Raw genomic sequence first — 24850 nt, forward strand, 5'->3', positions numbered from 1 at the left:
CCTTGCCCGGGCTGCCGGGCAGGATGTACGTGTCTTTATCGTACGCCCGCGCCGCCTGCGCGCGCGCGCCGGTTACACCTTGCGGCGGCTGTTACCGGCCGCCGTCAGTTGGCGGAAATGTTCTTGCTCCGGATCACCGCCCCCCAGCGCTCGTATTCCTTGCGCGCATAGTCCGCGAAGGCCTGCGGCGTGCTGCCCGTGGGTTCCATGCCCTGCAGCTTCAACTGCTCGGCCACCTCCGGCGAACGCAAGGCCTGCGCGATGGCCAGGCTGAGCTTCTCCACCACTGGCGCTGGCGTGCCAGCGGGTGCCACCACGCCCTGCCAGGCGGCCGCCTCGAACGCCGGACCACCCGCCTCGGCGAAGGTCGGCACCTGCGGCAATTGCCCGGAACGCTGCGCCGCCGGCACCGCAATGGCGCGCAGCTTGCCCGCCTGGATCAAGGGCCGGGCGGCGGCCAGGTCGGCCATCATCATCGGCACCACGCCGGAAGCCACGTCCTGCAGGGCGGGCGGCGTGCCCTTGTAGGGAATGGCCGTGGCGCGGCCCTGGACGGTATCCAGGAACAGCTCCATGGCCAGGTGATGGGGGCTGCCCACGCCCAGGGACGCATAGCTGCCCGGCTGATCGCGCTTGAGGTAAGCCTTCACGTCGGCCAGCGTATGCATCCGGGAATCGGGCGACACCACCAGCACAATGGGCAGCGACACCAGCGTGGAAACCGGGGTCAGGTCCTTCCCCGGATCATAGGGCAGCTTCTGGTACAGCCAGGGGTTCAGCGCCAGCGTGCTCATGCCGGCCGTCAGCAGGGTGTAGCCATCAGGCGCCGCGCGGGCGGTTTCCTGCGCGGCAACGATGGTGGCCGCGCCCGGACGATTTTCCACCACCACCGGCTGCCCCAGCGCGTCACCCACATGCTTGGCGACGATGCGGGTGGCGATGTCGCTGCCCCCGCCCGCGCTGAACGGCACCAGCCAGCGGATCGGATGATCGGGAAACCCTGCCGCCGCAGCCTGGCCCGGGACGATCGCAGCCCCTGCCAGCACCGCGGCCAGCAAGGCGCGATGCAGTGTGCCTTTGAACATGACGCGCTCTCCTCGCCTGCTTATTTATTTAACATATTAATGATTTATTATCGGGCTCGGCACGCAGGTACACACCACGGGAGAAACCCGAAGTCCGTGGACGCGGCACGGGTCAGGTGCGCGCGGCGGCAAGCCAGCGCAGGCCCGCCGACGTGCCGGCGGCCGGCCGATACTCGCAGCCTATCCAGCCGCCGTATTCCAGTTCGCGCAGCACGTTGAACACCCAGCCATAGTCCAGTTCGCCGCGGTCGGGCTCCTGGCGCAGCGGCACGCCGGCAATCTGCAGCTGGCCGACCCGCCCGGTAGGCAGGTATTCGCGCAGCTTCATGGTGACGTCGCCCTCGACGATCTGGCAGTGGTAGAGATCCATCTGCACTTTCAGGTTGGACGCATTGACCGCCTGCACCACGGCATGCGCCTCGTCCTGGCGATTCAGGAAATAGCCGGGTATGTCGCGGGTATTGATGGGTTCGATCAGCACGGTGACCCCGGCCGAACGCGCCTGGCGCGCGGCCCAGTCCAGGTTCTCGCGATAGCAGTCCAGCATGGCCTCGCGCGACGCGCCGGGCTGGACCAGCCCCGCCATCACATGGAGATTCGGACAGGCCAGCGCCGTGGCGTAGGACAGCGCCTGTTCAATGCCCGCCTGGAATTCCGCCTGCCGGCCCGGCTGCGCGGCCAGTCCACGATCGCCGCGAGCGGCCACGCCAGGCGGCGCGTTGAAGAGCACCTGCGTCACGCCCGCCGCGTCCATGCGCTCGCGCACGAAGGCAGCCGGGGCCTCGTAGGGAAACATGCATTCCACGCCGGCGTACCCGTCCGCCGCGGCGGCCGCGTAGCGGTCCAGGAACGCGTGTTCCGTGTACATCATCGAAAGATTGGCGGCGAACTTCAACATGGCGGAGGCTCCGGACCGGGCGGCATGCATGGAAATTAGCACAACCGCCCGCCCCGCCATCGCCGCGGCGCTAGGCGCCGAAGTCCGGCGCCGGGTGCAGGGTCAGCCGCGGTCCCGCCTTGAGCAGCTGGCTGGGAATGTCGTGTCCCACCAGCGCGGGCAAGGTCGCCGATACGCCAAGTATGGCGTCCAAGTCCACGCCGGTGTCATAGCCCATCAGTTCCAGCATGTGCACCAGTTCTTCAGTGCAGACGTTGCCGCTGGCGCCAGGCGCGTAGGGGCAGCCGCCCAACCCGCCCAGCGACGCGTCGAAGCGGTTGATGCCCGCCTCGATGGCCATCAGCGTATTGGCCAGCGCCATGCCGCGCGTATTGTGGAAGTGCATGGTGGTGATCAATCCCGGGAACAGCTTGCGAACCTCGCGCCCGATCTTGCCGACCTGCGTGGGAAAGGCCATGCCGGTGGTATCGCACAGCGTCACCCCGTCCACGCCTAACGCCGCGAAGCGCCCCACCAGTTCGAACACCTCGAAGGCATTGATGTCGCCTTCCATGGGGCAACCGAACACGGTGGACAGCGACACGTTGATGGCGACGCGGCTGCCGCGCACCGCATTGACCACATCGCTCAATTGCTCGAACGACTGCTCCCGCGTCATGCGCAAGTTGGCGCGGTTATGGGTCTCGCTGACCGACATCACCAGATTGACCTCGTCCACCTTGCACTCCAGCGCCCGCTGCGCGCCGCGCACGTTAGGCACCAGCACCGTGTAGACGACGTCCGGATTGCGCTCGATCTCGTGCATCACGATCTCGGCGTCGCGCAGGGCCGGAATGGCCTTGGGCGACGTAAACGACGTAGCTTCGATCTTGGCGAATCCGCTGGCGGACAGCCGGTTGATGAAGGCGATCTTGTCCTGCGTTTCGATGAACTGCTTTTCGTTCTGGAAGCCGTCGCGCGGCGCGACTTCCTGGATGTACAGCCGCGGGCGGCTGGCAGTGGTTTCGGGGTTGGTCATATTCATGGCCGCTATCCTCAGATGATGCCGCGCGTGCGCCAGTCCTGGCGCTGCGTCTCGCCGATGCCCAGGCCGGCCAGCACCTCGTCGGTGTCCTGGCCCAGGGTGGGCGCCGGGCTGCGCACTTCGCCCGGGGTTTCCGACAGCTTGGGCACGATGCCCGGCACCTGCACGGGCGTGCCGTCGGGCAGCGCGCCGTCCAGGATCATGCCGCGCGCCTGGTAATGCGGGTCGGCCGCGATGTCGGCCACGTCATAGATCTTGCCCGCGGGAATCTGCCCGTCATTCAGGCGCTCCAGCACCAGGTCCAGCGGATGCTGGCCGGTCCATTGCGAAATCGCGTCGTCCAGCATGACCACGTGCTTCACGCGTCCGGCGTTGTTTGCCAGTTCCGGCGCTTCGGCCAGGTCGGGCCGGCCGATCACGCCCATCAGGCGCTTGAAGATGCTGTCGCCATTGCCGGCAATCAGCACGTACTTGTTGTCCTGACAGCGGTAAGCATTGCTGGGCGCGATGCCCGGCAGGCTGCTGCCGGCCGGCTGGCGGATCTCGCCGAACACCGAATACTCGGGCAGCAGGCTCTCCATCATGTTGAAGACGGATTCATACAACGCCACGTCGATCATCTGGCCCGTGCCATTCTGGTCGCGCGCGCGCAGCGCCAGCAGGATGCCGATGACGCCGTGCAACGCTGACAACGAATCGCCGATGGACACGCCCACGCGCACCGGCGTGCGGTCGGGCTCGCCGCTCAGGTGGCGCAGTCCGCCCATGGCCTCGCCGATAGCGCCGAATCCGGGCAGATCGCGGTACGGACCGGTCTGACCGTAGCCGGACACGCGCAGCATCACCAGCCGCGGGTTGATGGCGCGCAGTTCTTCCCAGCCCAGGCCCCAACCTTCCATGGTGCCGGGCTTGAAGTTCTCGACCACCACGTCGATGTCCTTGACCAAGGCTCGGATCAGGTCCTGCGCTTCGGGCTTGCGCAGGTCCAGGCTGACCGATTTCTTGTTGCGCGACTGCACCTGCCACCAGACGGAAGTGCCGTCGTGGATCAGGCGCCAGTTGCGCAGCGGATCGCCCTTGCCGGGCGGTTCGATCTTGATGACCTCGGCGCCGAATTCGCCCAGCATCTTGGCGGCGAACGGTCCGGCGATCAGCTGGCCCAACTCCAGCACTCGGATACCGCTCAATGGTTTGGATGACATGATTGCCTCGTCAGCTCTTGTGTTTGCCCAGATAGGCCTCGCGCACGCGCTCGCTGGCCAACAACTCCTGGCCCGTGCCCTCCATCACAATGGAGCCCACTTCCAGGACATATGCGCGGTCGGAGATAGCCAACGCCTGGTTGGCCATCTGCTCGACCAGCAGGATCGTCATGCCGCGCTCTTTCAACGACTTGATGATCTTGAAGATCTCGGCCACGATCAGCGGCGCCAGTCCGAGCGACGGCTCGTCCAGCATCAGGATGCGCGGCTTGCTCATCAGGGCCCGGCAGATGGCCAGCATCTGCTGTTCGCCGCCAGAAAGCGTGCCCGCGTACTGCGCGCGGCGCTCTTTCAGGCGCGGGAACATCGCAAAGCACTGCTCGATCTCCGCAGCCAGTTCAGCGGGCGATTCCTTGCGCAGGAACGCGCCCAGCATCAGGTTGTCGTGGACGGTCTGGTCGGGGAATACCTGGCGCCCTTCCGGCACGTGGGCGATACCCAGCCCCACGCGCTTGTGCGCGCTGATCCCGCCCAGGTCCTGCCCGGCGAACGCGATGTCGCCGGTGGATTTCTCGATGCCCGACAGCGCGCGCATCATGGTGCTCTTGCCCGCGCCGTTGCCGCCGATGATGGTCACGATCTCGTTCGTGTCCACATGCAGCGACACCTGCTTCAGGGCATTGACGGCGCCATAGCTGACCGCCAGGTTCTTGATGTCGAGTAAACGGCTCATTGCGGTCTCCTATGCCGGCGCGCCCAGGTAGGCTTCGATGACTTTCGGATTCTCCTGGATGTGGTTCGGCAGGCCTGAGGCGATCTTCACGCCGTAATCCAGCACCACGATATGGTCGGAAATCGCCATGACCAGATCCATGTGATGCTCGATCAACAGGATGGTCAGGCCCATGTTCTTCAGCTTCACGATCAGGTCCGTCAGCTGGTCGGTTTCCGCGGGATTCAGGCCGGCGGCAGGCTCGTCCAGCAGCAACAGGTCCGGCATGGCCGCCACCGCGCGGGCGATTTCCAGGCGGCGTTGCAGGCCGTAGGGCAGGCTGTTGGCGGCCTCGTCCGCGTAGCGGTCCAGTTCGAAGAACTTGAGGATGGCGTAGGCCTGGCGGCGGATGCGCCGCTCTTCCGCCAGGCTGCCGGGCAGGCCCAGCAGGTTGGAGAAGAAGCTGGATTGCTGCACCCGATAGAAGCCCACCATCACGTTCTGCAGGGCGCTCAGCCCGTCGAACAGCTTCAGGTTCTGGAACGTGCGGCCGATGCCCGACGCAGCAATCTCATTGGGCGACAGGCCCACCATCTGGCGGTTCTTGAAGCGGATGCTGCCGGCGTCCGGCGCCACCAGGCCCGACAGCAGGTTCAGCGTGGTGGTCTTGCCGGCGCCGTTGGGACCGATCAGCGACACGACGGAACCGCGCTCCAGCGAGAACGACACCTTGTTGGTCGGCACCACGCCGCCGAAGGCCTTGTACAGGTCCTTCACTTCCAGGAAGCCGGACGCCGCGCCGCCATGGTCGGCAGGAGGCGCCGGCGTCCAATCGGCCGCGCCCGCCTCGGCAGCCAACGCCTCGCGCTGGCCGCGCTTGGGCAGCACCTTGGCCAACAAGCCCGACAGCCCTTCCGGCATGGCGTACAGCGCAAACAGCAGGATCAGGCCGTAGGCGAAATGCTGCACTTCCGGCCAGCGCGCCAGCATGGCGTCGATTACCGTCAGCACCACCGCTCCCAGGAACGAGCCCGCCGGCGTGCGGCCGCCGAACAGTACCAACACCAGGAAGAACACCGACAGGTTGAAATTGACGAAGTCCGAATTGATGTACTGGTTCTGCTGCGCCACCAGGCCGCCCGCGATGCCGCAGGTAATGGCGCTGATGGCGAAGGCCAGGATCTTGAAGCGGTAGACGCTGATGCCCACGCTCTCGGCCGCAATTTCAGAGGTGCGCACTGCGGCAAAGCCGCGGCCGAAACGGCCGTTCAACAGCAGCGAGGTCATGGCGTGCAGCGCCAGGCCCAGCACCACGACCACCACCACCCACTGGCGGCTGTCCAGCGTGGCGCCGCCGAAGGTCAGGCCGGTGATGCCGTAGAAGCCTTCCTGGCCCTTGAACACGTCGGTCCATTCGGACACGATCTTCTCGATCAGCAGGCCGAAGGCGATGGTCACCATCGCCAGGCTCGGCCCCTTGACCTTCAGCGCCGGGATGGCGATCACCACGCCGAAGACCGCGGACACAACCGCGGCGCAGCCCAGCGCCAGCCAGGGATCGACCTGGTAATTCACGGTCAGGAGCGCCACCGTATAGGCGCCCACGCCGAACAGGCCGGCATGGCCCAGCGATTTCTGGCCGGTCTGGCCGACCAGGATGTTGAAACCGGTGGCAGCGATGTAATAGACCCCGATGTTGAACAGGATCAACAGATAGAAGTCATTCAGGCCCGAATAGGCGTAGCCGATGGCAAGCGCCGCGATGACCAGCGGAATGAGAATCTTGGAGAGCTTCATACTTTCTCCGCGTGCACGCGGCCGAGGATGCCGGCCGGGCGGAAATACAGCACCACGATGATCAGCGCGAACACGGCGATTTCGCGCAGGTTCGAATACCAGAGGCCGATCAGCGATTCCAGCAACCCGATCAGAAAGCCGCCAAAAATGCAGCCGCGCGGATTCTCCAGCCCACCCAGGATCGCGGCCGAAAAGGCCTTGAGCGACAACAGCGTGCCCACGAATACCGAGGCGGTCGCAATCGGCGCCACCATCACGCCGGCAATCGCGGCCAACGCCGAACTGATCGCGAACACGGCGATCGCCACCGCGTTGGCATTAATGCCCATCAAGCTCGCGGCGGTCTTGCTGAACGCCACCGCGCGCACTGCCTTGCCCATCTTGGTCTTGTGCAAGACCCAATCGAACACGATCATCAGCGCCAGCGTGGTGCCGAAAACCAGGATCTCCTGCGGCCGCACGCCGGTCCCCAGGACCGTGATGATGCCCTCGCCCAGCGGCGAAGCCACTGCTATCGGCGCCGGGCCCCATACCAGCAGCGCCAGGTTCTGGATGATGATGCCAAAGCCGATGGTGCTCATCACCCAGGACAGGCCCGCCTCGCCCACGAAGTGGCGGATGGCGGTGATGTAGAGCACGTACCCCAGCAAGCTCAGGACCAGCATGGCGGCCAGCAGGGCGAACAGGAACGTGCCCCAGGTCACGTCCTCCGGATTTGGAAAGCCGATCAGCTTGCCCTGGCTGACCAGCAGGATGGCGCTGATGCCGATCAGGCCGGCCAGCGCCAGGAACGCACCCTGTCCGAAGTTGAAGGTCTTGGTCGTGGTGTACGTGATGCTGAACCCGAATGCGACCAGGGCATAGACGCTGCCCATGGCCAACCCGCTCAAGATGGCTTGTAGTATTTGCATGCTGGATGCCCCCCTATTGACGACTCCCCGGCGCGCCGCGGCGCACCGGGGAGAGATCTTTCTCGTTGCCGCGCCGTCTTACAGCTTCAGGTCTTCCGGCTTGATCGCGCGGGTGTATTCGTCATCCACCGACACCACCTTGCCGTCGATCCAGCGCACCAGGCGGAAGTCCTTCACCGACAGGGCTTCGTGGTTTTCCGCGGTGAACGGCTTCTCGTAGGTCTTGATGACGCCCTTGGCCTGGGCCAGGTTCTGCAGCGCGGCCTGCACGGCTTCGCCTTCGGTCGACTTGGCCTGCTCCATGGCGGCAGCGATGAGCTTGACGGAGTCATACGCCTGCGCGGCCATGACGTAGGTCGGCACGCGGCCGTCGCGCTTCATCAACGTGTCATACAGCGCCTTGGACTCGGGCGAGGAGTCTTCGGTGATCGACGCCGTGAAGATCATCTTGCTGGCCAGCTCGGGACCGGCGATGCGCAGGAACGGCGAGCTCAGGTTGGCCCAGGAGGCCAGCGTGGTCGGGAAGTAGCTGATCTTCTCCAGGCTGCGCATGACGTGCGCGTTGGAATCCGCCAGCGCATAGACGATCAGCGTGTCGGCGCCCGAACTCTTGATCTTGTTCAGCTGCGACGACATGTCCGTGTCCTTGGGACCGAACTTCTCGTTGGCCACGGGCGTGATCTTGTGCAGGGCCAGGATCTCGACCGCGTCCTTGGCGCCTTGCTGGCCGTAGCCGGTGGTGTCGGCAATGATGGCGACCTTGCCGTTCTTGCTGGCGCGGGCGGCGTAGGCCGCCAGCAACGCGATTTGGTCGCGATCGCGCATGGACACGCGGAACACGTAGTTCGGCGGCGACTTGGCATAGCGGCCGGTGATGTCGGTGGCAGTGGCTACCGGCGAGATCGTCGGGATCTTCTTCTGCTGCACCAGGTGCAGCCAGGCCAGCATATTGCCGGAGTTGACTCCGCCCAGCATGGCGTTGACCTTGACGTTGTCGACCAGCTCGTTGGTGTTCTGGATGGCCTTGGGCGGCGCGCCCACGTCATCGCGCTCGACGATGACGACCTTCTTGCCCAGCACGCCGCCGGCCGCGTTCAGCTCGTCGGCCGCTTGACGCGCGCCGGCCAAGGCCGAAATGCCGAAGTCCGCCGAGCCAGTGGCCGACATGTCGCTGTTGAAGCCGATCTTGATGTCGTCGGCCAGCGCGGCGCCGCTGGCGCCCGCCAACGCCGCCGCCAGCAGCAGGGATTTCATGGTCTTGGGGAAATGTTTGAAGTACATCTTGTCTCCTTCTGGATCACTCTGGTGACCGCTGATTGGCAATTCAGGATTGTTTGATGAGGTCGGCGGCCTTGTTGCCGATCATCATGGTGGCCGCGCAGATATTGGCCGACGGCATGGCCGGCATCACCGAGGAGTCGATGACGCGCAGATTGCCCACGCCGTGCACCCGCAGCTGGGGGTCGACCACCGCGTACTTGTCATCGGCCTGGCCCATGCGGGCCGTGCCGTTGACGTGATAAGACGACACGCCATAGCGGCGCGCGAAGTCCAGCAATTCGGAATCGGATTCGCACAGCGGGCCGGGCAGCACCTCGCTGTCGAAGTAAGGCGCCAGGGCCTGTGAACGCAGCAGCTGGCGCGCCAGCCGGATACCGCGCACCAACGTCATCTGGTCGCGCTCGTTCTCCAGGTAGTTGGCCAGGATCACGGGGTCTTGCAGCGGGTCCGCCGAACGGATGCGCACCTGGCCGCGACTTTCGGGCCGGTGCTGCCAGACGCCCGCTGTCATGCCGGGGAAGTCATCCAGCATGCCCACATAGCCTTCCTTGTAGCTGGCCGGCGTGAACACGCCCTGCAGGTCGGGCAAGACGAGGTCAGGCGTGGACTTCCAGAAGTAATGCAGCAGCGACGGACTCAGGGCCATGATGCTGGGACGCTTCATCATCCAGCGGCTGATCTGGCCGGCCAGGCTCAGACCCTTGACCAGCTGGTTCATGGTCTGGCTGTTCTTCACGCGCGCCACGACCCGCACCGAATAATGGTCACTCAGGTTCTCGCCCACGCCCGGCAGGTCGCACACCACGTCGATATTGTGCTGGCGCAGCAGGTCCGCCGGCCCCAGGCCCGACAGCTGCAGCAGCTTGGGCGTGTTGATCGCGCCGCAGGACACGATCACTTCCCGACGAGCACGCACCGCGCGGACCTGCGAAGGATGCGCCGGGTGGCAATAGGCCACGCCGGCAGCTTTGCCGCCATCGAACAGGATGCGCGTCGCCTGCGCGTAGGTACGCACTTCCAGGTTCTTGCGGCCCATGGCGGGCTTGAGGAAGCACTTGGCCGTGCTCATGCGCCAACCGCGGTCGACGGTGCGCTGGAAGTAGCCCACGCCGGCCTGATCCGCGCCGTTGTAATCGGGGTTGCGCGGGATGCCCTGTTCCACCGCGCCGGCAATGAAGGCCTCGCAGAGCGGATGGATCCAGTCTATGTCCGTGACCGGCAGCTCGCCCTTGCGGCCGCGGTAGCGGTCGTCGCCGCCCACGCGCCGTTCCATGGACTTGAAGTACGGCAGCACTTCGTCGTAGGACCAGCCGCTGTTGCCCAGCGCGGCCCAGTGGTCGAAGTCGGCCGCCTGGCCGCGGTTGTAGACCAGGCCGTTGATGGAAGTCGACCCGCCCAGGGTTCGGCCCTGCGGAATCGGCACACGCCGTCCGTTGGTCTGCGCCGTACCTTCGCTGGAGAACTGCCAGGCGTACTTCTTGTTGAATACCGCCTTGATGAAGCCTGCGGGTATGTGCAGGTAGGGACTGCGGTCCGGCGGGCCGGCCTCCAGCACGCAGACCGTCGAGCCGTCCGCGCTCAGGCGGTTGGCCAGGATGGAACCGGCCGCGCCGGATCCCACGATCACATAATCGAACTGATCCGCGTCGCGGAGGGAGGGCTGCTGTGCTTGGCTCATGTCTGGAATCCGCGGGCGTCAGGGAATCGCGTTGAACGACTTGCCGGCAAGGCAGACGTACTTGATTTCCAGGAACTCTTCGATGCCGTACTTGGAGCCCTCGCGGCCCACGCCCGACTCCTTGATGCCGCCAAAGGGCCCGACCTCGTTGGACACGGCGCCGGTGTTCACGCCGACGATGCCGTACTCCAGCCCTTCCATCATGCGCCAGACCCGTTCCAGGTTGGCGGTGTAGAAATAGGCGGCCAGGCCCGAGGCGCTATCGTTGGCCCGCGCCAGCACGGCGGCTTCGGACTCGAAGGTGCTGATGCCCACCACCGGGCCGAAGATCTCTTCGTGCGCCAGTTCCATGGCATCCGTGATGCCGGCCAGCAGGGTCGGCTCATACAGCAGCGAGCCGGGCTCGCGCAGCTTGCCGCCTGCCAAGAGGTGTGCGCCGCGCGCCGTGGCGTCGTCCACCAGGCGGGCCACCTTGTCCACGGCGCGCTGGTCGATCAGCGGCCCTTGGGTAACGCCCTCTTCCAGCCCGCCGCCCACCTTCATGCGGCGCATTTCCGCCAGCAGCTTGTCATTGAAGGCGTCGGCGACCCTGGCGTGGACATAGACGCGGTTGGCGCAGACGCATGTCTGGCCCGCGTTACGGAACTTGGAAAGGACCAGGCCTTGCACGGCCTCGTCCAGGTCGGCATCCTCGAACACGATGAAGGGCGCGTTGCCGCCCAGTTCCAGCGACAGCTTCTTGATGTTGGAGGCGCTCTGCTGCATCAGCAGCCGACCCGTCTGGGTGGACCCGGTGAAGGTCAGCTTGCGCACCGTGGGGTTCTGCGTCAGTTCCGTGCCGATTGGCGCGGGATCTCCAATGACCACGTTGAGCACGCCGGGCGGTATGCCGGCCTGCTCGCCCAGCCAGGCCAGCGCCAGCGCGGTGAACGGCGTCAGTTCGGACGGCTTGAGCACCACCGTGCAGCCGGCGGCCAGCGCCGGGCTGACCTTGCGCGTGACCAGGGCCGACGGAAAGTTCCAGGCGATGATGGCCGCGCATACGCCCACGGGCTGGCGGATGGCCAGCATGCGCTGGTCACCCCGCGTGTGGGGCAGCACGTCGCCGTAGACGCGCTTGGCCTCTTCCGCGAACCATTCGACGAAGGACAAGGCGTAATTCAGTTCGCCGCGGGCCTCGGCCAGCGGCTTGCCCTGCTCCAGCGTCAGCAGCAGCGCCAGGTCGTCGGCATGCGCCTCGATCAGGGCATGCCATTTGCGCAGGATGGCACCGCGCTCCTTGCCCGTCCTGGCCCGCCAGGCCGGCAGGGCGTCATCGGCGGCCGCGATGGCGCGGGCCGTCTCGGCCTGGCCCAGATTGGGCACCGTGCCCAGTACGCTGGCGTCAAAGGGATTGCGCACCGTGATGGTGGCGCCGTTGTCGGCGTCGCACCAGGCGCCGCCGATGTAGGCCTGCTGCCGCAGCAGCTGGCTATTCTGCAGATTCATTTGTCTCGCGCTCCATCCATCATGCTCCGCACCGTCCGCGCTTGGGCCGTGCGAAATTTTTTGGGGAGGATAGCCCTGGCGCCCGCCTGCGCAACAGCAGTCATTAGCGATGCCGCCATCACCATCCGCGATGACAAGCCCGCCCATGGCTACAATGGAACCTCTCGTCCGCTTTCCCGCCCGTCCCGCCATGCGTCTCGACCCCACCTCCCTCAAGCTCTTCATCAGCGTGGTCGAGCAAGGCACCATCGCCGCGGCGGCCGAACACGAGCACATCGCCGCGGCCGCCATCAGCAAGCGCATCAGCGAACTGGAAGAGAACCTCAAGATCCGGCTGCTCATCCGCACCAACAAGGGCATCCGCCCCACGCCGGCCGGCGTCGCGCTGTCCACCATGGCGCGGCGCGCGCTGCATGAACTCGATGAAATATCGGTGCACATGCGCGACTACTCGCGCGGCCTGCGGGGCTTCATCCGGGTACACGCCAATATTTCCGCGATCACCCAGTTCCTGCCTCAGGACATCAAGCTCTTCCTGAACGACTACCCCAACGTGCAAGTCGATCTGGAAGAAAAGATCACCTCGACCATCATCAAATCGGTCGCCGAGAACGCGGCGGACGTGGGCATCTTTTCGGGCACCGCGCCGGACCACGACGTCGAGATCCACCCCTACCGCGAAGACACGCTGGCGCTGGTGGTGCCCGCTGACCACCCGCTGCAGGACAGGCCCGGCTTTCGTTTCGCCGACGCGCTGGAATACGACTTCGTGGGGCTGCACCGCGGCAGCGCCATCAACCGCATCCTCTCCAACGCCGCCAGCGATGAAAAGCGCAACATCCAGCTCAAGGTGCAGGTCACTGGCTTCGACGCGCTGTGCTTCATGGTGAACTCTGGGTTGGGCATAGGCGTGCTGCCGCTGGACATCGCGCGCCGCTACTCGGCCATGTTCGACATCCGCATCATTCCCCTGACCGAACCCTGGGCACGGCGCCAGATCCAGATCTGCGTGCGCTCCTTCGACGCCCTGCCGACCGCCGCCAAGCTCTTCGTAAACCATCTGAGCAAGCGCCAGCCCTGAGCGGACGCCGTGGAACCGGTCCCTGCATCGGCGCGCGTGCAAAAAAAAGCGGAGACGGGGTTGCCGTCTCCGCTGCTGCTGTGTGTTTCCGAGCCTCAGTACGTCATGCGCACGCCCAGCAGCACACTGCGCCCGGGCAGCGGCGCCACCGTCGAAATGAAGGAGGCATGGTTGTACGCCAGCTTGTTCAGCAGGTTGGTGCCGCGCAAATAGACCTCATAGCCCGTGGCGCCATACTGGCCGCGATAGGCCACCACCGCATTGACCATGTTGTAGCCAGGCGTGCTTTCCTCGTAGGCGGCGATATCCTTCTGCGCAAACACGCGCGCGTATTCGACGCCGCCCGACCACTGCTGCCACTTCATATCGGCGCGCACGCCGGCGCGCGCTGCCGGGATGCGCGGCAGGTTGCCGTCGCCGCCCGTCAGTTTGCCGCGCACATAGTCGCCGAACACCGCGGCCGAGAACACCGGGGTGAACTGGTGGCGCAGTTCGCCTTCCACGCCCGTGAACTCCGCGTCGCGCTGGGTGTACTCGATCAGGCGGAAGTCCTCGTAGCGGTCCAGCGTGTTGGCGTAGATGTAGTTCTTCACCCGGTTATGGAACACGCTGGCCGAGAACGTCGTGTCGCCGGAATGCTTGCGCAGGGTCAGGTCGATGTTGTGCGAGGTCTCGCGGCCCAGGTCCGGATTGCCCAGTTCGTAGGTGTTGGTGGCCAGGTGCACGCCGTCCGCATACAGTTCCTGCGCGGTGGGCAGGCGCTGCGAGCGCGACAACGACAGGGCCACGGAATACTGCGGCGCGAAGTCCCAGATGGCCGCGGCCGACAACGACGTACCGGACAGGCTGCTGCGTTGCGCGCCGCCCGTGGGCGAGATGCGCTGCCAATCCTGCCGCGCGCCCAGCTCGAAACGCCAGTCGTTCAGTTGGTACTCCTCCAGCACGAACAGGCCGTAAGAGCGCGTCTTGCTGCGCGGCAAGAAGGCCTCTTCGCCATCGGCGCGGAAATCGCTGTAGGCATTCTGCACCCCCACCACCCCGCGCCAGCCTGCGATGGGCTTGTGCTGCATTTCCACGCGCAGGTCGTAGCCCTTGTTCTTGAAGCGGGTACCCACCTCGCCGCCTTCGATTTCGTCATGCTGGTAGTCGGTCAGGCCGCCACGCACGCGGATTTTCTCGAAGCCAGCGAACGGATCCTGGTACTCGGCGCGCAGATCGAGGCGGTTGCTGCGCAGCTTCACGTAAGGCACGCCGCCGTGTTCGTGCTCGTGGTCGTGATCGTGGCCGTCTTCGTCGTGGCCATGATCATGGCCGCCGCAATGCAGGTGCGTGCCATGCGGGTGGCACCCTTCGTATTCGTGGTTGTGTCCGGGCAGGCCGTACTTGCTTTCCAGATGCGTGAACGCCAGGCCGACGTAGCCGCGCGGCGTAATCCAGGACATGCCCACCGTGCCCTGCGTCGACTCGCTGTATGAGCCCTCCAGCTTGCCGCCCGGCCAGTCGGGCACGTCGTAGTCGCTGGTGCGGCGCTTCAGGCCCTCCACGCGCACGGCGAACTGCCCCTCGCCCGCGGTAATGCCGACCGCGCCCGCACGTTCCTTGGTGCCCGTGGCGCCGCGCAGTTCGGCCTCGGCCTCGATGCCCTTCTCCGGCACCGCCGTCGGGATCTTCTTGTCCACCACATTGACCACGCCGCCGATCGCGCCGCCGCCATACAGCAACGTAGCCGGACCGCGCAGCACTTCGATGCGTTCGGCCAGCAGCGGCTCCACGGTCACGGCATGGTCGGGAGAAATGCTGGACGCGTCCATGACCTCGGAACCGTCGGACAGCACCTTCACGCGCGGCGCGGTCTGGCCGCGGATCACGGGGCGGCTGGCGCCGCCGCCGAAGGTATCGCTGTTAACGCCGGGCAGATTCTTCAGCGTGTCGCCCAGGGTGCCGTTGCGCTGTTCGATCAGCGCGTCGCCTTCCAGCACCGAAGCCGGCAAGGTGGTGCTGTTCAGGTCCAACCCCAGCGGGTTGGCGGAAACCGTGATCGGCGCCAGGGTTCTGGCGGCCGAACGTTCCGCGGCGGCTTCCGCAGCTTCGTCGGCCTGCGCGGCGGGCGCGGCCAGCATCAACGCGCAGACCAGAGGCTTCAGCGCGCCCCGGCGGCCCGCCCGCAGGGCAACCCTGCCGCCGCGTTCCCTCTGCCACCCCAGTTTCTTGCCATTCATCATCGCCCTCTTTCAAATGTTATAACGTACCAAATAATTAGCGAATGATATAACATTTCGAAAATGGCGCAAGCTTGGCGACGCCGTGAATCGGCCGCCGCGGCTCATGGCCGGGCCGGCGCGGGCGCGCGTATCATAGGGCGATGGTGTTCCCCCGACTCCCGACTCCTCCCACGCTGACCGACACGGTCGCCAAGCGCCTGCTCGCCGAGATTGACGAGGGTCGCGTGCCGCCCGGGGAAAAATTGCCCACGGAGACCGCGTTGGCCGAACAATTCGGCGTCAGCCGCACGGTCATCCGCGAAGCGGTTTCGCGGCTGCGGCAGGACGGTATCGTCGAAGCGCGGCAAGGCAGCGGCGTATACGTCACCGGCCACGCCGGCAACCGCGCCCTGCGCATCGATGCGGCCGACCTGTCCTCGCTGGACGCCGTGCTGCATATCGTGGACCTGCGCCGCGCGCTGGAAACCGAGATCGCCGCGCAAGCCGCGGCAGTGCGCAAGAAGCAGGACATGGCGGAGATCGACGCCGCGCTGGCCGCCATTTCGCAGGCGGTGGAAAACGGCGGCGACGGCGTGCAGGAAGACGTGGCCTTCCATCGCAGCATCGCCCGCGCCACCGGCAATCCCTATTTCCTGACGACCCTGGCCTTCGTCAGCCAGTTCCTGGAAGCGGCCACACGCGTCACGCGCGCCAACGAGGCCCGCCACGCCAGCCTGATGCGCGACGTGCTGCAGGAACACGTCGCCATCGTCGAAGCCATACGCAGCAAGGACGTGGACGGCGCGCGCGAGGCCGCACGCATCCATATGGTGAACGCGGCCAAGCGCTTGAGCCAGGCGCACCGCTAGGCGGGAAAGCCGCGGCGCGCGCGCTGCGGCCGGCGCCTAGCCGAATGCCTTGATGAAGAAATCCCGCGTGCCGAAATTGCCTGATTTCAGCGCGATGCTGATGTCGCCTTGCGCCGCGGGCGCATGGCCGGAACACCAGGGCACGCCGGGATCGATCTGCTCGCCAATGACGATCTGCTGCAATCCCAAGGCCTGTACCACCGCCCCCGAGGTCTCGCCGCCCGCCACGATCAGTTGCCGCACGCCGCGTTCGACCAGGCCCGCCGCGATGCGCGCAATGGCGTCCTCGATCAAGGCGCCCGCGCGCGCGGCGCCGAGTTCGCTCTGCGCCTGCCGCACCTGCGCGGGCTGAGCGGTGGAGTAGATCAGCACCGGGCCGTCATGCATGCGCGCATCGGCCCAGGCCAGCGCCTCTCCCACGACGTCGTGGCCCGCCGCCAGCCGCAACGGATCCAGCGCCAGCGCCGGCCGGCCGCTTTCCATGAACGCGGCCACCTGGCCATTGGTCGCCGCCGAGCAACTACCCGCGACCACCGCCTGCAAACCGGGCGCGCGCGGTTGCCGCGCGTCTGCGGACGCCGCCGTCAGACCCCAGTTGCCGGGCAGTCCGATCGCCACGCCCGAACCCGCCGTCAGCAGCGGCATGCCGGCAAGCGCGGGTCCCAAAGCCAGCAGGTCGGCATTGGACACGGCATCCACGATCGCGATCTCCACCCCCTGCGCCCGCAACTCCCGGATGCGGGCGCGGATGGCCTCGCTACCTCGCGCCACGACGCTGTAGTCGATCAGCCCGACGCGGCGCGAAGTCTGCGCGGACAATACGCGCACCAGATTGGGATCGGTCATGGGCGTCAGCGGATGGTGCTGCATGCCCGATTCGTTCAGCAGCACGTCGCCCGCGAACAGATAGCCCTTGAACACCGTGCGCTTGTTGTCCGGAAAGGCCGGCGTGGCGATGGTGAAGTCCGTGCCCAGCCGCGCCATCAGCGCATCCGCGACCGGTCCGATGTTGCCCTCGGGCGTGCTGTCGAAGGTGGAGCAATACTTGAAGTAGATCTGTTCCGCACCCTGCGTCAGCAACCAGTCCAGCGCCGCCAGCGACTGCGCCACGGCCTCGGCCGCGGGCAGCGTGCGGGTCTTGAGCGCGACCACCACCGCATCCGCCTCGCCGCGCAGGGGTTCGCCAGGAACGCCTATGGTCTGCACCGTGCGCATGCCGGCGCGCACGAGGTTGTTGGCCAGATCGGTGGCGCCGGTGAAGTCATCGGCGATGCAGCCCAGTTTGATGCTCATTTAGCCTCCGGCAAGGCGATGCCCGGGAATATCTTGATGACCGCGCTGTCGTCCTCGCGGCCGTGGCCGGCGCTGGAGGCCTGCATGAACATCTGATGCGCGGTGGAAGCCAGCGGCAAGGGAAAGCGGGTATGCCGGGCGGTGTCCAGCACCAGTCCCAAGTCCTTGACGAAGATGTCGACCGCGGACAGCGGCGTATAGTCGCCCGCCAGCACATGGGCCATGCGGTTCTCGAACATCCAGCTGTTGCCCGCGCTGTGCGTGATCACTTCATACAGGGCGTCCGCGTCCACGCCCTCGCGCAGGCCCAGCGCCATGGCTTCCGCCGCAGCGGCGATGTGCACGCCCGCCAGCAGCTGGTTGATGATCTTGACCTTGCTGCCCGCGCCGGCGCGATCGCCCAGGCGGTAGACCTTGCCGGCCATGGATTCCAGCACCGCGCCGCAGGCGGCGTAAGCCGCCGCGCGGCCCGCAGTCATCATGGTCATCTCGCCGGAGGCCGCGCGCGCGGCGCCGCCCGAGATGGGCGCATCCAAGTACAGGATGCCCTGCGTTTCGAGCCGCGCCTCCAGCGCGATGGACCAGTTGGGATCCACGGTGGAACACATCACGAACACCGCCCCCGGGCGCAGCGCGGCGGCCAGGCCGCCGTCCCCGTACAGCACCTCCTCGGTCTGCTGGGCATTGACGACCACACTGATGACGATGTCGCAGGCGGCCGCCATGTCGGCCAGGGTGGCGCAGGCCACGCCGCCCTGCGCCGCGAATGCCGCGCAAGCTTCCTGGCGGACGTCGAACACGTGCACGTCGTGGCCGGCCCGGCGCAGGCTTTGCGCGATGCCCGCGCCCATGGTGCCGAGGCCGATGACGCCGACGCGGCGGGAGGGGGTTTGAGGATTGCTCATATCGTTGGCGGTCCCGGCTACGGTAGGAATGGAGAGCAGCCTGCGCTCAGCGCGGCAGGTCGTCGGCCATGTAGGCGCGGATGATGTCCGCGAAATCGGCGTCGCCGCGCAAGCCCAGGCGCTCGGCCCGAGCAGTGTCCCAGCGGCCAGGCCAGCTGCCCACGATGCGCTCGACGCGCTCGTCAGGCTGCCAGCCGACGCGGCCGGCGACCTCCTCGCCCGCGACCTGGCGCAGCGCCTGCACCATCTCGCTTGCCGTGACCGAAACCCCTGGCAGATTGATGGGCGCACGGTCCGCGACGGCGGCCGCTTCCAGTTCGCAGCCGGCGATCAGGGCCTGGATCGCGCCGCGCGGCGACAGCAGCCACAGGCGCGTGTCGGCGCTCACCGGGCAGGCGGCCTCCAGGCCGTTCAAGGGTTCGCGGATGATGCCGCTGGCGAACGAGGAAGCCGCCGCATTGGGCCGCCCCGGACGTACGCTGATGGTGGGCAGGCGCAGCACGCGCCCGTCCACATAGCCGCGCCGCGTGTAGTCCGCCAGCAGCAGTTCGGCAATGGCCTTCTGCGTGCCGTAGGACGATTGGGGATTGAGCGCGGTATCGTCGCGCACGGTGTCGGGCAGCGCGCCGCCGTACACCGCGACCGAACTGGTGAAGATCACCCGCGGCTTGTGGCCCAGCGCGCGGCAGGTCTCCAGCAGCGCGCGCGATGCGTCCAGGTTAATGCGCATGCCCAGATCGAAATCGGCCTCCGCCTGCCCGCTGACGATGGCCGCCAGATGGAAGATGGCGCGAGTCTCGGTGTCGATGGCCTGCCGCAACACTGCGGGATCGGCGATATCGCCGACCTGCGCATGGATGCGCGGATCGTCCGGCCCCGGAGCCAGCACCACGTCCAGCAGGTCGATCCGCGTGATGGCTTCAGGCTTGCCGCCATCCAATGCCAGCGTGCCGCGCTCCAGCAGCTTGCGGGCCAGGCGCTGCCCCAGGAATCCGGCGCCGCCGGTGATGAGTATCTTCATATCGCGGTATGCCCCGTGTGGGTCAGATAGGACCGGGCCCAGCCCAGCCCGGCGGAGGTGCCGGCCCGGGGCCGGTATTCGCAGCCGATCCAGCCGGCATAGCCCAGCGCATCGATCTGTTCGAACAGATAGGGATAGTTCAGCTCGCCCAGGTCCGGTTCGTGGCGGTCCGGCACGCCCGCGATCTGGATGTGGCCAATGCCCGCCATGTCCCGCTTGAGCTTGACCGCGATATCGCCTTCCACGATCTGGCAGTGATAGATGTCGAACTGCACCTTCAGGTTATCGGCGCCGACCTCGGCGCATATGGCCTGGGCCTCGTCCTGACGGTTGAGGAAAAAGCCCGGAATGTCGCGCGTGTTGATCGGCTCTATGACCACCGTCACGCCGGCGGATGCCGCGGCGCGCGCGGCCCAAGCGAGGTTCTCCAGATAGACCGCGCGATGCGCTGCGCGGTCCTGCCCGTGCTGTATCAGCCCGGCCATGAGATGCAGCTTGCGGTTGCCCAGCACGGCGGCATATTCCAAGGCCAGGTCGACCCCGCGCCGGAACTCGCTGGCGCGGCCCGGCAGCGAGGCCGTGCCGCGCTCGCCTGCGGCCCAATCGCCGGGCGGCGCGTTGAACAGCGCCTGGGTCAGCCCCTGCCCCTGCAGCCGCGCCTGGAGCTCGGCCGCCGGATACTCGTAGGGAAACAGGAACTCCACACCCGCGAACCCGTCCCTCGCAGCCGCAGCAAAGCGGTCCAGGAAGGGATGCTCGGTGTACATCATGCTGAGATTGGCGGCCAGGCGCGGCATCGCGGTTCCTTGATTCAGTAGCGCGCGCCGAACACGACCCGCAGTTCATCGATGGCCGCGGCGCTCAATGGCGCCGGCCGGGGATTGCTCATCAGCCACAGGCGGGCGGTTTCTTCCAGTTCTTCCAGCGCGTAGGAGGCATGCGCCACGGAGCGTTCCCATACCACCGGCCCCAGGCGCTCGAACAGCGCCCCCCGCACCTCGCCGGCCACCGCGGCGACCTCGGCCGCGGCTTGCGGATCGCCGGGACGGCGATAGGGGATCAGCGGAATCCGGCCGACCTTCATGACCTGATAGGGCGTGATGGGCGGCAGCACTTCATCGGGCCGCCAGACGCCCGCCAACGTCAGCGCCACCAGATGCGTGGAATGCGTGTGCACGATGCCGCGGGCGCCGGGACTGGCCTGGTAGATGCCGCGATGCAGCTCCAGCGTCTTGGACGGCTTGCTGCCCGACACGTGCCTGCCCGCCGCATCGACCTTGGACAGTTCGGCGGGATCCAGCCGTCCGAGGCAGGCGTCGGTCGGCGTGATCAGCCAGCCGTCGTCCAGGCGCGCGCTGATGTTGCCGGCGGCGCCCACGGTATAGCCGCGGTTATAGAGACTGGCGCCGACGGCGCAGATCTCTTCGCGAATGCGGGATTCTTCAGAATTCATAAGGTCATCATACAAATTCTGGCAAAAAAAGACACCCAGGGTAAGTCCCGGGCAGGAATCCGCGATCTCTGCCCGGCCAGCCTCAGTTCACCGTTATCCCGGCATCCCGGATCAGTTCGGCGAAACGCGGCACGTCGCGCGCGATCAAGGCCTGGAAGGCCGCGGAGCCCTGCTCCTGCGTCCCCGGCGCCTGCGCCGCCAGCTTGTCGAGCGACTCGCGTACATTCGGGCTCTTCAGCGCCGCCGCCAGCGCCTCCTCCAGCCGCGCCACCACCGCCGGCGGCGTGCCCGCCGGCGCGGCAATGCCATTCCAGACGCTCATATTGAATTGCGGCACGCCGCCTTCCGCGAACGTAGGCACATCGGGGATCTGCGGCAGCCGGCTCGGGCTGGCCACGGCCAGCGCCGTGACGCGCTTGCCTTCATGGATGGGAATCATGGTGACCGTCTGGTCGATCACGGCTTCCACGGTGCCCGCCATCAGGTCGCTGATCGCCGGCCCCGCGCCCCGATACGGAATCTGCATGCCCTGGGTCCCGGTGACGTGCAGGAAATAGGCCGCCGCGATATGGCTGGTGGAACCCGAGCCGGCGTTGCCGAAGTTCACGTCCTTGCCTTGCTTGCGCAGGCGTTCGACGAAATCGGACAGCTTGGTGATGCCGCTGGCCTTGCTGACGGAAAGCACCATCGGCACGGTCGCCACCAGTCCGATCGCGGTCATGTCGCGGCGCGGATCGAACTTGCTTGCGGGATAGAGCGACGGCGCGATCGCCAGCGATCCCATATTGCCGAAGGTGATGGTGTAGCCGTCCGGCGCCGCGCGCGCCACGCGCTGGTTGCCGATCATCGTGCCGCCGCCGCCCTGGTTTTCCACCACGACGGGTTGCCCCAGATTCTCGCCCATGGCTTGCGCCACGATGCGGGCCAGGCCGTCCGTGGACCCGCCGGGCGCATAAGGCACCACCATAGAAATGGCGCGGGCGGGATAGCCCTGCGCCCCCGCCAGGGCGCTGAATGCAAACAGGCAGGCGCCAGCAGACGCCAGTATGGTCTTCCTCATGGTTTTGCTCCTCGGTTTTCATGGTTGCCGGCAACAGCCGGCCCTCCGCCTTGTGCCGGCGGATTCTTGCGCTACGTTGGAAGGGAAGCGGCGCGGGCGACAGCCCGGCCGCGGCTTGCTCAGCCTTTGGGCTTGGCGCCCAGCTCCACGCCTGCGAGCTGTTCGGACAGGCGCGCAACGGCGGTATGGTCCTGGCCCTTGCCCAGCGTCTTGCCGGCCGAGGCCCACAGTTCGCGGCACAGCGAGGCGAACGGCGTGGGCGTGCCGGTATCGGTCGCGATGCCCAGCGCGATGCCCAGGTCCTTGACCATCAGGTCCAGGCCGAATCCCGAGTTGAACTGGCGCGACAGCACGAATTGCTTGAACTTCTTCTGGGTCGAATTGTTCATGCCGGTCGACGCGTTGAGCACGTCGACGATCACGTTCGGATCCAGGCCGAACTGCTGGCCGATCAGCATCGCCTCCACCCCGATCAGGAAGCCGCCGGCCGACACCAGGTTGTTCAAGGCCTTCATGGCGTGGGCGCTGCCGACCTCGCCCACCGGCGTAATCGTCGTGCCCATGCTGGACAGGGCCGGGCGCACCCGCTCCAGCGTCGCGGCGGGTCCGCCGTACATGATGGCCAGCTCACCCGTACGTGCGCGCGGCACGCCGCCGGACACCGGGGCGTCGACCATGACGCCGCCGGCGGCGGCAACGGCCTGCGCCAGGCGCTGCGTATGCGCCGGCACGCCGGAACTCATGTCGACCACCACGCTGCCCGGGCGCAGGCCCGCCAGCACGCCTTGTTCGCCGTTGAGCACCTGCTCGACGATCGCGCTGGTGGGCAGCATGGTGAAGACGATGTCGGACTGAGCCGCCAATTCCGCGCAGGTGGCGGCGGCCTGGCCGCCCACTTCCTGGGCGAACTTGTCCGCCTGGCCCGGCACGGCGTCGAACACCGTGACGGCAAAGCCGGCCTGTACCAGACGGGCCGCCATGGGCCAGCCCATGCTGCCGATGCCGATCAGGCCCACGCGCTCCTGCGCGGCGCTCATGCCTTGGACTCCTTGAAGGCGCCCTCTTCTTCCAGCACCTGGTTGGCGACCTTGAATGCATCCAGCCCCGCCGGAATGCCGCAGTAGACCGTGGCCTGCAGCAGGATTTCCTTGATCTCCTCGACCGTCACGCCGTTGTTCAACGCGCCCTTGACGTGCAGCTTGATCTCGGCGGGACGGTTCAGTGCCGTCAGCATGGCCAGGTTAAGCATGCTGCGCGTCTTCTTCTCCAGCCCCGGGCGGCCCCAGGTGTAGCCCCAGCACCACTCGGTGGTGATGTGCTGGAAGGCCATCATGAATTCGTTGGCGCGGGCCAGCGAGCCGTCCACGTATTCGGTGCCCAGCACTTCGCGGCGCAGGTTCAGGCCTTGGTCGAACAGGGCCTGGGTTTCGGATTTGGTGTCTGCCATGAGTTCCTCTTGCGTGATGGGGTGAGGGGTTGCGGAGCAGGCGTCCGCCTGATCCATTTTGTCTGATTGTCCGGCAACTTTCCCGCAATCGTCAATAGTCAGATTGTCAGACAATCTTCTTGACTGCTTAAGATTTGAGCAGAATAATGTGCCGCAGAGCGCCGGGCCGGCAGCCTTGCGCCACACCCGAAAAAAGCCAGGAGACAGACATGACAAAACCCCAACAGGCCATGCGCCGCGGGCGCAGGGAATTCGTCGCTGGATTGGGCGCGGCCGCGCTGGCCGCCAGCTTGCCCGGCCGCGCGCTGGCCGCGCCGGCGGAAATCAACGTCGGCGTGATCCTGCCGCTGTCGGGCGCCAACGCCCAGTTCGGCATCAATTCGCGCCAGGGACTGGAGCTGGCCGCCGACGAGATCAACGCAGCCGGCGGCATCAAGGCCATGGGTGGGGCCAAGCTCAAGCTCATCATTGCCGACGCCACTTCCCAGCCCACCACCGCGGCCACCGTGGCGCAGCGCCTGATCACGCAGAACCGCTGCGTGGCCATCATCGGCGCCTACGCCTCGTCGCTGACGCTGGCAATCTCGGAAGTGACCGAGCGCCGCGGCATCCCCCTGCTCACCATGTCGTTCTCCGACGTGCTCACCGAGCGCGGCTTCAAGCACATCTTCCAGGTGGTATCCAAAGGCTCGGTGCTGGGCCGCGCGCAGTATGACTATGCGGCCTCGGTGGTGGCGGGCGCTTCGGACATCAAGAAGATCGCGCTGCTGTACGAGGACACCGCCTACGGCACCTCGCAGGCGGTTGGCGTGCGCAATGCGGCCAAGGCGGCGGGCGCGCAGGTCGTGCTGGACGAGGCCTATCCGCTGGGCATCACCGACGTCACGCCGCTGATCAGCAAGCTGCGCGGATCGGACGCCCAGATCGTGTTCCCGATCTCGTACCTGAACGACAGCCTGCTGATCATCCGCGTCATGCGGCAGCAGCGCCTGACCGTGCCCATCGTGGGCGGAGCCGCGGGCTACGTCATTCCCGACTTCGCCAAGGCCCTGGGGCAGTACTCCGAGGCGGTGCTGTCGATCGCCCCCGCCAACTACGACCAGGCGCCCGAATACACCGAGCGCTACCGCAAGCGCTTCGGCACCTTCATGCCGCACGAGGCGCTGGAACATGCGGTGTGCGCGGGCGTGCTGGCCCAGGCGCTGGAAGTCGCCGCGTCCGACAAGCCGGAAGCGGTCTCCCAGGCGCTGCGCGCGCAGAAGTACGACCAGGGCTGGGCCGGCGTGATGTCGGGTGGCGGCGTGCATTTCGACGCCAACGGCCTGAACACCATGGCGCAGCCCATCATGGTCCAGTGGCAAAAGGGCGAACTGGTCTCGGTCTGGCCGCAGGCGCTGGCCAAGGGCCGCGTCATCACGGCCTCCTGAACCCCACGCGCGGAGCA

The 24850-nt window shown here is 66.6% G+C and carries 22 protein-coding genes; 3 read left to right on the forward strand and 19 right to left on the reverse strand.

All coding sequences use genetic code 11. The annotated features are described in order from the left end of the window. Positions 1 to 104 precede the first annotated feature (104 nt). The 10 genes from IAG39_RS28560 to IAG39_RS28605 form a co-directional block, all read right to left on the reverse strand. Positions 105 to 1085 carry a Bug family tripartite tricarboxylate transporter substrate binding protein gene (locus IAG39_RS28560; protein ID WP_059378039.1) on the reverse strand — a complete coding sequence of 327 codons (981 nt, stop codon included), beginning with the start codon at positions 1083 to 1085 and terminating at the stop codon, positions 105 to 107. Positions 1086 to 1197: 112 nt separating this feature from the next. Next, on the reverse strand, positions 1198 to 1983 hold the full coding sequence (otnI, locus tag IAG39_RS28565) for a 2-oxo-tetronate isomerase (protein WP_118931666.1): 786 nt from the start codon (positions 1981 to 1983) through the stop codon (positions 1198 to 1200). A gap of 70 nt (positions 1984 to 2053) precedes the next feature. Then, positions 2054 to 3007: a hydroxymethylglutaryl-CoA lyase gene (locus tag IAG39_RS28570; protein WP_118931665.1), complete on the reverse strand. Its 954-nt coding sequence runs from the start codon at positions 3005 to 3007 to the stop codon at positions 2054 to 2056. 11 nt (positions 3008 to 3018) lie between these two features. Then, positions 3019 to 4209, reverse strand: coding sequence for a CaiB/BaiF CoA transferase family protein (locus IAG39_RS28575; protein ID WP_118931664.1), 1191 nt, complete (start codon positions 4207 to 4209; stop codon positions 3019 to 3021). 10 nt (positions 4210 to 4219) lie between these two features. Beyond that, on the reverse strand, positions 4220 to 4942 hold the full coding sequence (locus IAG39_RS28580; RefSeq protein ID WP_118931663.1) for an ABC transporter ATP-binding protein: 723 nt from the start codon (positions 4940 to 4942) through the stop codon (positions 4220 to 4222). A 9-nt stretch (positions 4943 to 4951) separates the two neighbouring features. Then, positions 4952 to 6718 (reverse strand): ABC transporter permease subunit, encoded by a 1767-nt coding sequence (locus tag IAG39_RS28585; protein WP_118931662.1) that lies wholly within the window; start codon positions 6716 to 6718, stop codon positions 4952 to 4954. Beyond that, positions 6715 to 7593, reverse strand: coding sequence for a branched-chain amino acid ABC transporter permease (locus IAG39_RS28590; RefSeq protein ID WP_240633203.1), 879 nt, complete (start codon positions 7591 to 7593; stop codon positions 6715 to 6717). Before IAG39_RS28590 ends, IAG39_RS28585 begins: the two co-directional genes overlap by 4 nt. Positions 7594 to 7707: 114 nt before the next feature. Next, positions 7708 to 8910, reverse strand: coding sequence for an ABC transporter substrate-binding protein (locus tag IAG39_RS28595; RefSeq protein ID WP_118931660.1), 1203 nt, complete (start codon positions 8908 to 8910; stop codon positions 7708 to 7710). A 43-nt stretch (positions 8911 to 8953) separates the two neighbouring features. Beyond that, positions 8954 to 10588, reverse strand: coding sequence for a GMC family oxidoreductase (locus IAG39_RS28600; RefSeq protein WP_118931659.1), 1635 nt, complete (start codon positions 10586 to 10588; stop codon positions 8954 to 8956). An 18-nt stretch (positions 10589 to 10606) separates the two neighbouring features. Beyond that, the gene (locus IAG39_RS28605; RefSeq protein ID WP_118931658.1) at positions 10607 to 12076 is read right to left on the reverse strand and encodes an NAD-dependent succinate-semialdehyde dehydrogenase; all 1470 of its coding nucleotides are present in this window, start codon (positions 12074 to 12076) and stop codon (positions 10607 to 10609) included. Between the two features lie 190 nt (positions 12077 to 12266). Here IAG39_RS28605 and IAG39_RS28610 point away from each other — a divergent pair, with 190 nt between their 5' ends. Further along, a complete protein-coding gene (locus tag IAG39_RS28610) occupies positions 12267 to 13157 on the forward strand; it encodes a LysR substrate-binding domain-containing protein (protein WP_059378055.1) in 891 nt (296 codons plus the stop codon). Between the two features lie 95 nt (positions 13158 to 13252). Here IAG39_RS28610 and IAG39_RS28615 read toward each other — a convergent pair whose 3' ends face one another. Further along, positions 13253 to 15277 carry a TonB-dependent receptor domain-containing protein gene (locus tag IAG39_RS28615; protein ID WP_410469193.1) on the reverse strand — a complete coding sequence of 675 codons (2025 nt, stop codon included), beginning with the start codon at positions 15275 to 15277 and terminating at the stop codon, positions 13253 to 13255. Positions 15278 to 15519: 242 nt separating this feature from the next. Between IAG39_RS28615 and IAG39_RS28620 the strand changes: the two genes are divergently transcribed. Beyond that, positions 15520 to 16227, forward strand: coding sequence for a FadR/GntR family transcriptional regulator (locus IAG39_RS28620; protein WP_059378058.1), 708 nt, complete (start codon positions 15520 to 15522; stop codon positions 16225 to 16227). A gap of 36 nt (positions 16228 to 16263) precedes the next feature. Here IAG39_RS28620 and otnK read toward each other — a convergent pair whose 3' ends face one another. From otnK to IAG39_RS28660, 8 genes are all read right to left on the reverse strand, one after another. After that, positions 16264 to 17520: a 3-oxo-tetronate kinase gene (otnK, locus tag IAG39_RS28625; protein ID WP_118931657.1), complete on the reverse strand. Its 1257-nt coding sequence runs from the start codon at positions 17518 to 17520 to the stop codon at positions 16264 to 16266. Beyond that, complete coding sequence (ltnD, locus tag IAG39_RS28630; protein WP_118931656.1) at positions 17517 to 18425, reverse strand: L-threonate dehydrogenase; 909 nt, start codon at positions 18423 to 18425, stop codon at positions 17517 to 17519. The genes otnK and ltnD overlap by 4 nt, the downstream gene beginning before the upstream one ends. A gap of 46 nt (positions 18426 to 18471) precedes the next feature. After that, complete coding sequence (gene denD / locus IAG39_RS28635; protein ID WP_118931655.1) at positions 18472 to 19446, reverse strand: D-erythronate dehydrogenase; 975 nt, start codon at positions 19444 to 19446, stop codon at positions 18472 to 18474. Continuing rightward, positions 19443 to 20243, reverse strand: a complete 801-nt coding sequence (gene otnI / locus IAG39_RS28640; RefSeq protein ID WP_118931654.1) for a 2-oxo-tetronate isomerase — start codon at positions 20241 to 20243, stop codon at positions 19443 to 19445. The genes denD and otnI (IAG39_RS28640) overlap by 4 nt, the downstream gene beginning before the upstream one ends. A gap of 14 nt (positions 20244 to 20257) precedes the next feature. Then, positions 20258 to 20899 (reverse strand): aldolase, encoded by a 642-nt coding sequence (locus tag IAG39_RS28645; RefSeq protein ID WP_118931653.1) that lies wholly within the window; start codon positions 20897 to 20899, stop codon positions 20258 to 20260. 82 nt (positions 20900 to 20981) lie between these two features. Beyond that, positions 20982 to 21959, reverse strand: a complete 978-nt coding sequence (locus IAG39_RS28650; RefSeq protein WP_059378074.1) for a Bug family tripartite tricarboxylate transporter substrate binding protein — start codon at positions 21957 to 21959, stop codon at positions 20982 to 20984. Positions 21960 to 22078: 119 nt separating this feature from the next. Further along, positions 22079 to 22996, reverse strand: a complete 918-nt coding sequence (locus tag IAG39_RS28655) for an NAD(P)-dependent oxidoreductase (RefSeq protein ID WP_118931652.1) — start codon at positions 22994 to 22996, stop codon at positions 22079 to 22081. Beyond that, a complete protein-coding gene (locus IAG39_RS28660; RefSeq protein ID WP_059378339.1) occupies positions 22993 to 23406 on the reverse strand; it encodes a carboxymuconolactone decarboxylase family protein in 414 nt (137 codons plus the stop codon). Before IAG39_RS28660 ends, IAG39_RS28655 begins: the two co-directional genes overlap by 4 nt. Positions 23407 to 23615: 209 nt before the next feature. Here IAG39_RS28660 and IAG39_RS28665 point away from each other — a divergent pair, with 209 nt between their 5' ends. Beyond that, on the forward strand, positions 23616 to 24833 hold the full coding sequence (locus tag IAG39_RS28665) for an ABC transporter substrate-binding protein (protein WP_059378078.1): 1218 nt from the start codon (positions 23616 to 23618) through the stop codon (positions 24831 to 24833). The last annotated feature ends 17 nt before the right edge of the window (positions 24834 to 24850 follow it).

The organism is Achromobacter xylosoxidans, from assembly GCF_014490035.1.
In the GTDB taxonomy this organism is placed as follows: domain Bacteria; phylum Pseudomonadota; class Gammaproteobacteria; order Burkholderiales; family Burkholderiaceae_B; genus Achromobacter; species Achromobacter bronchisepticus_A.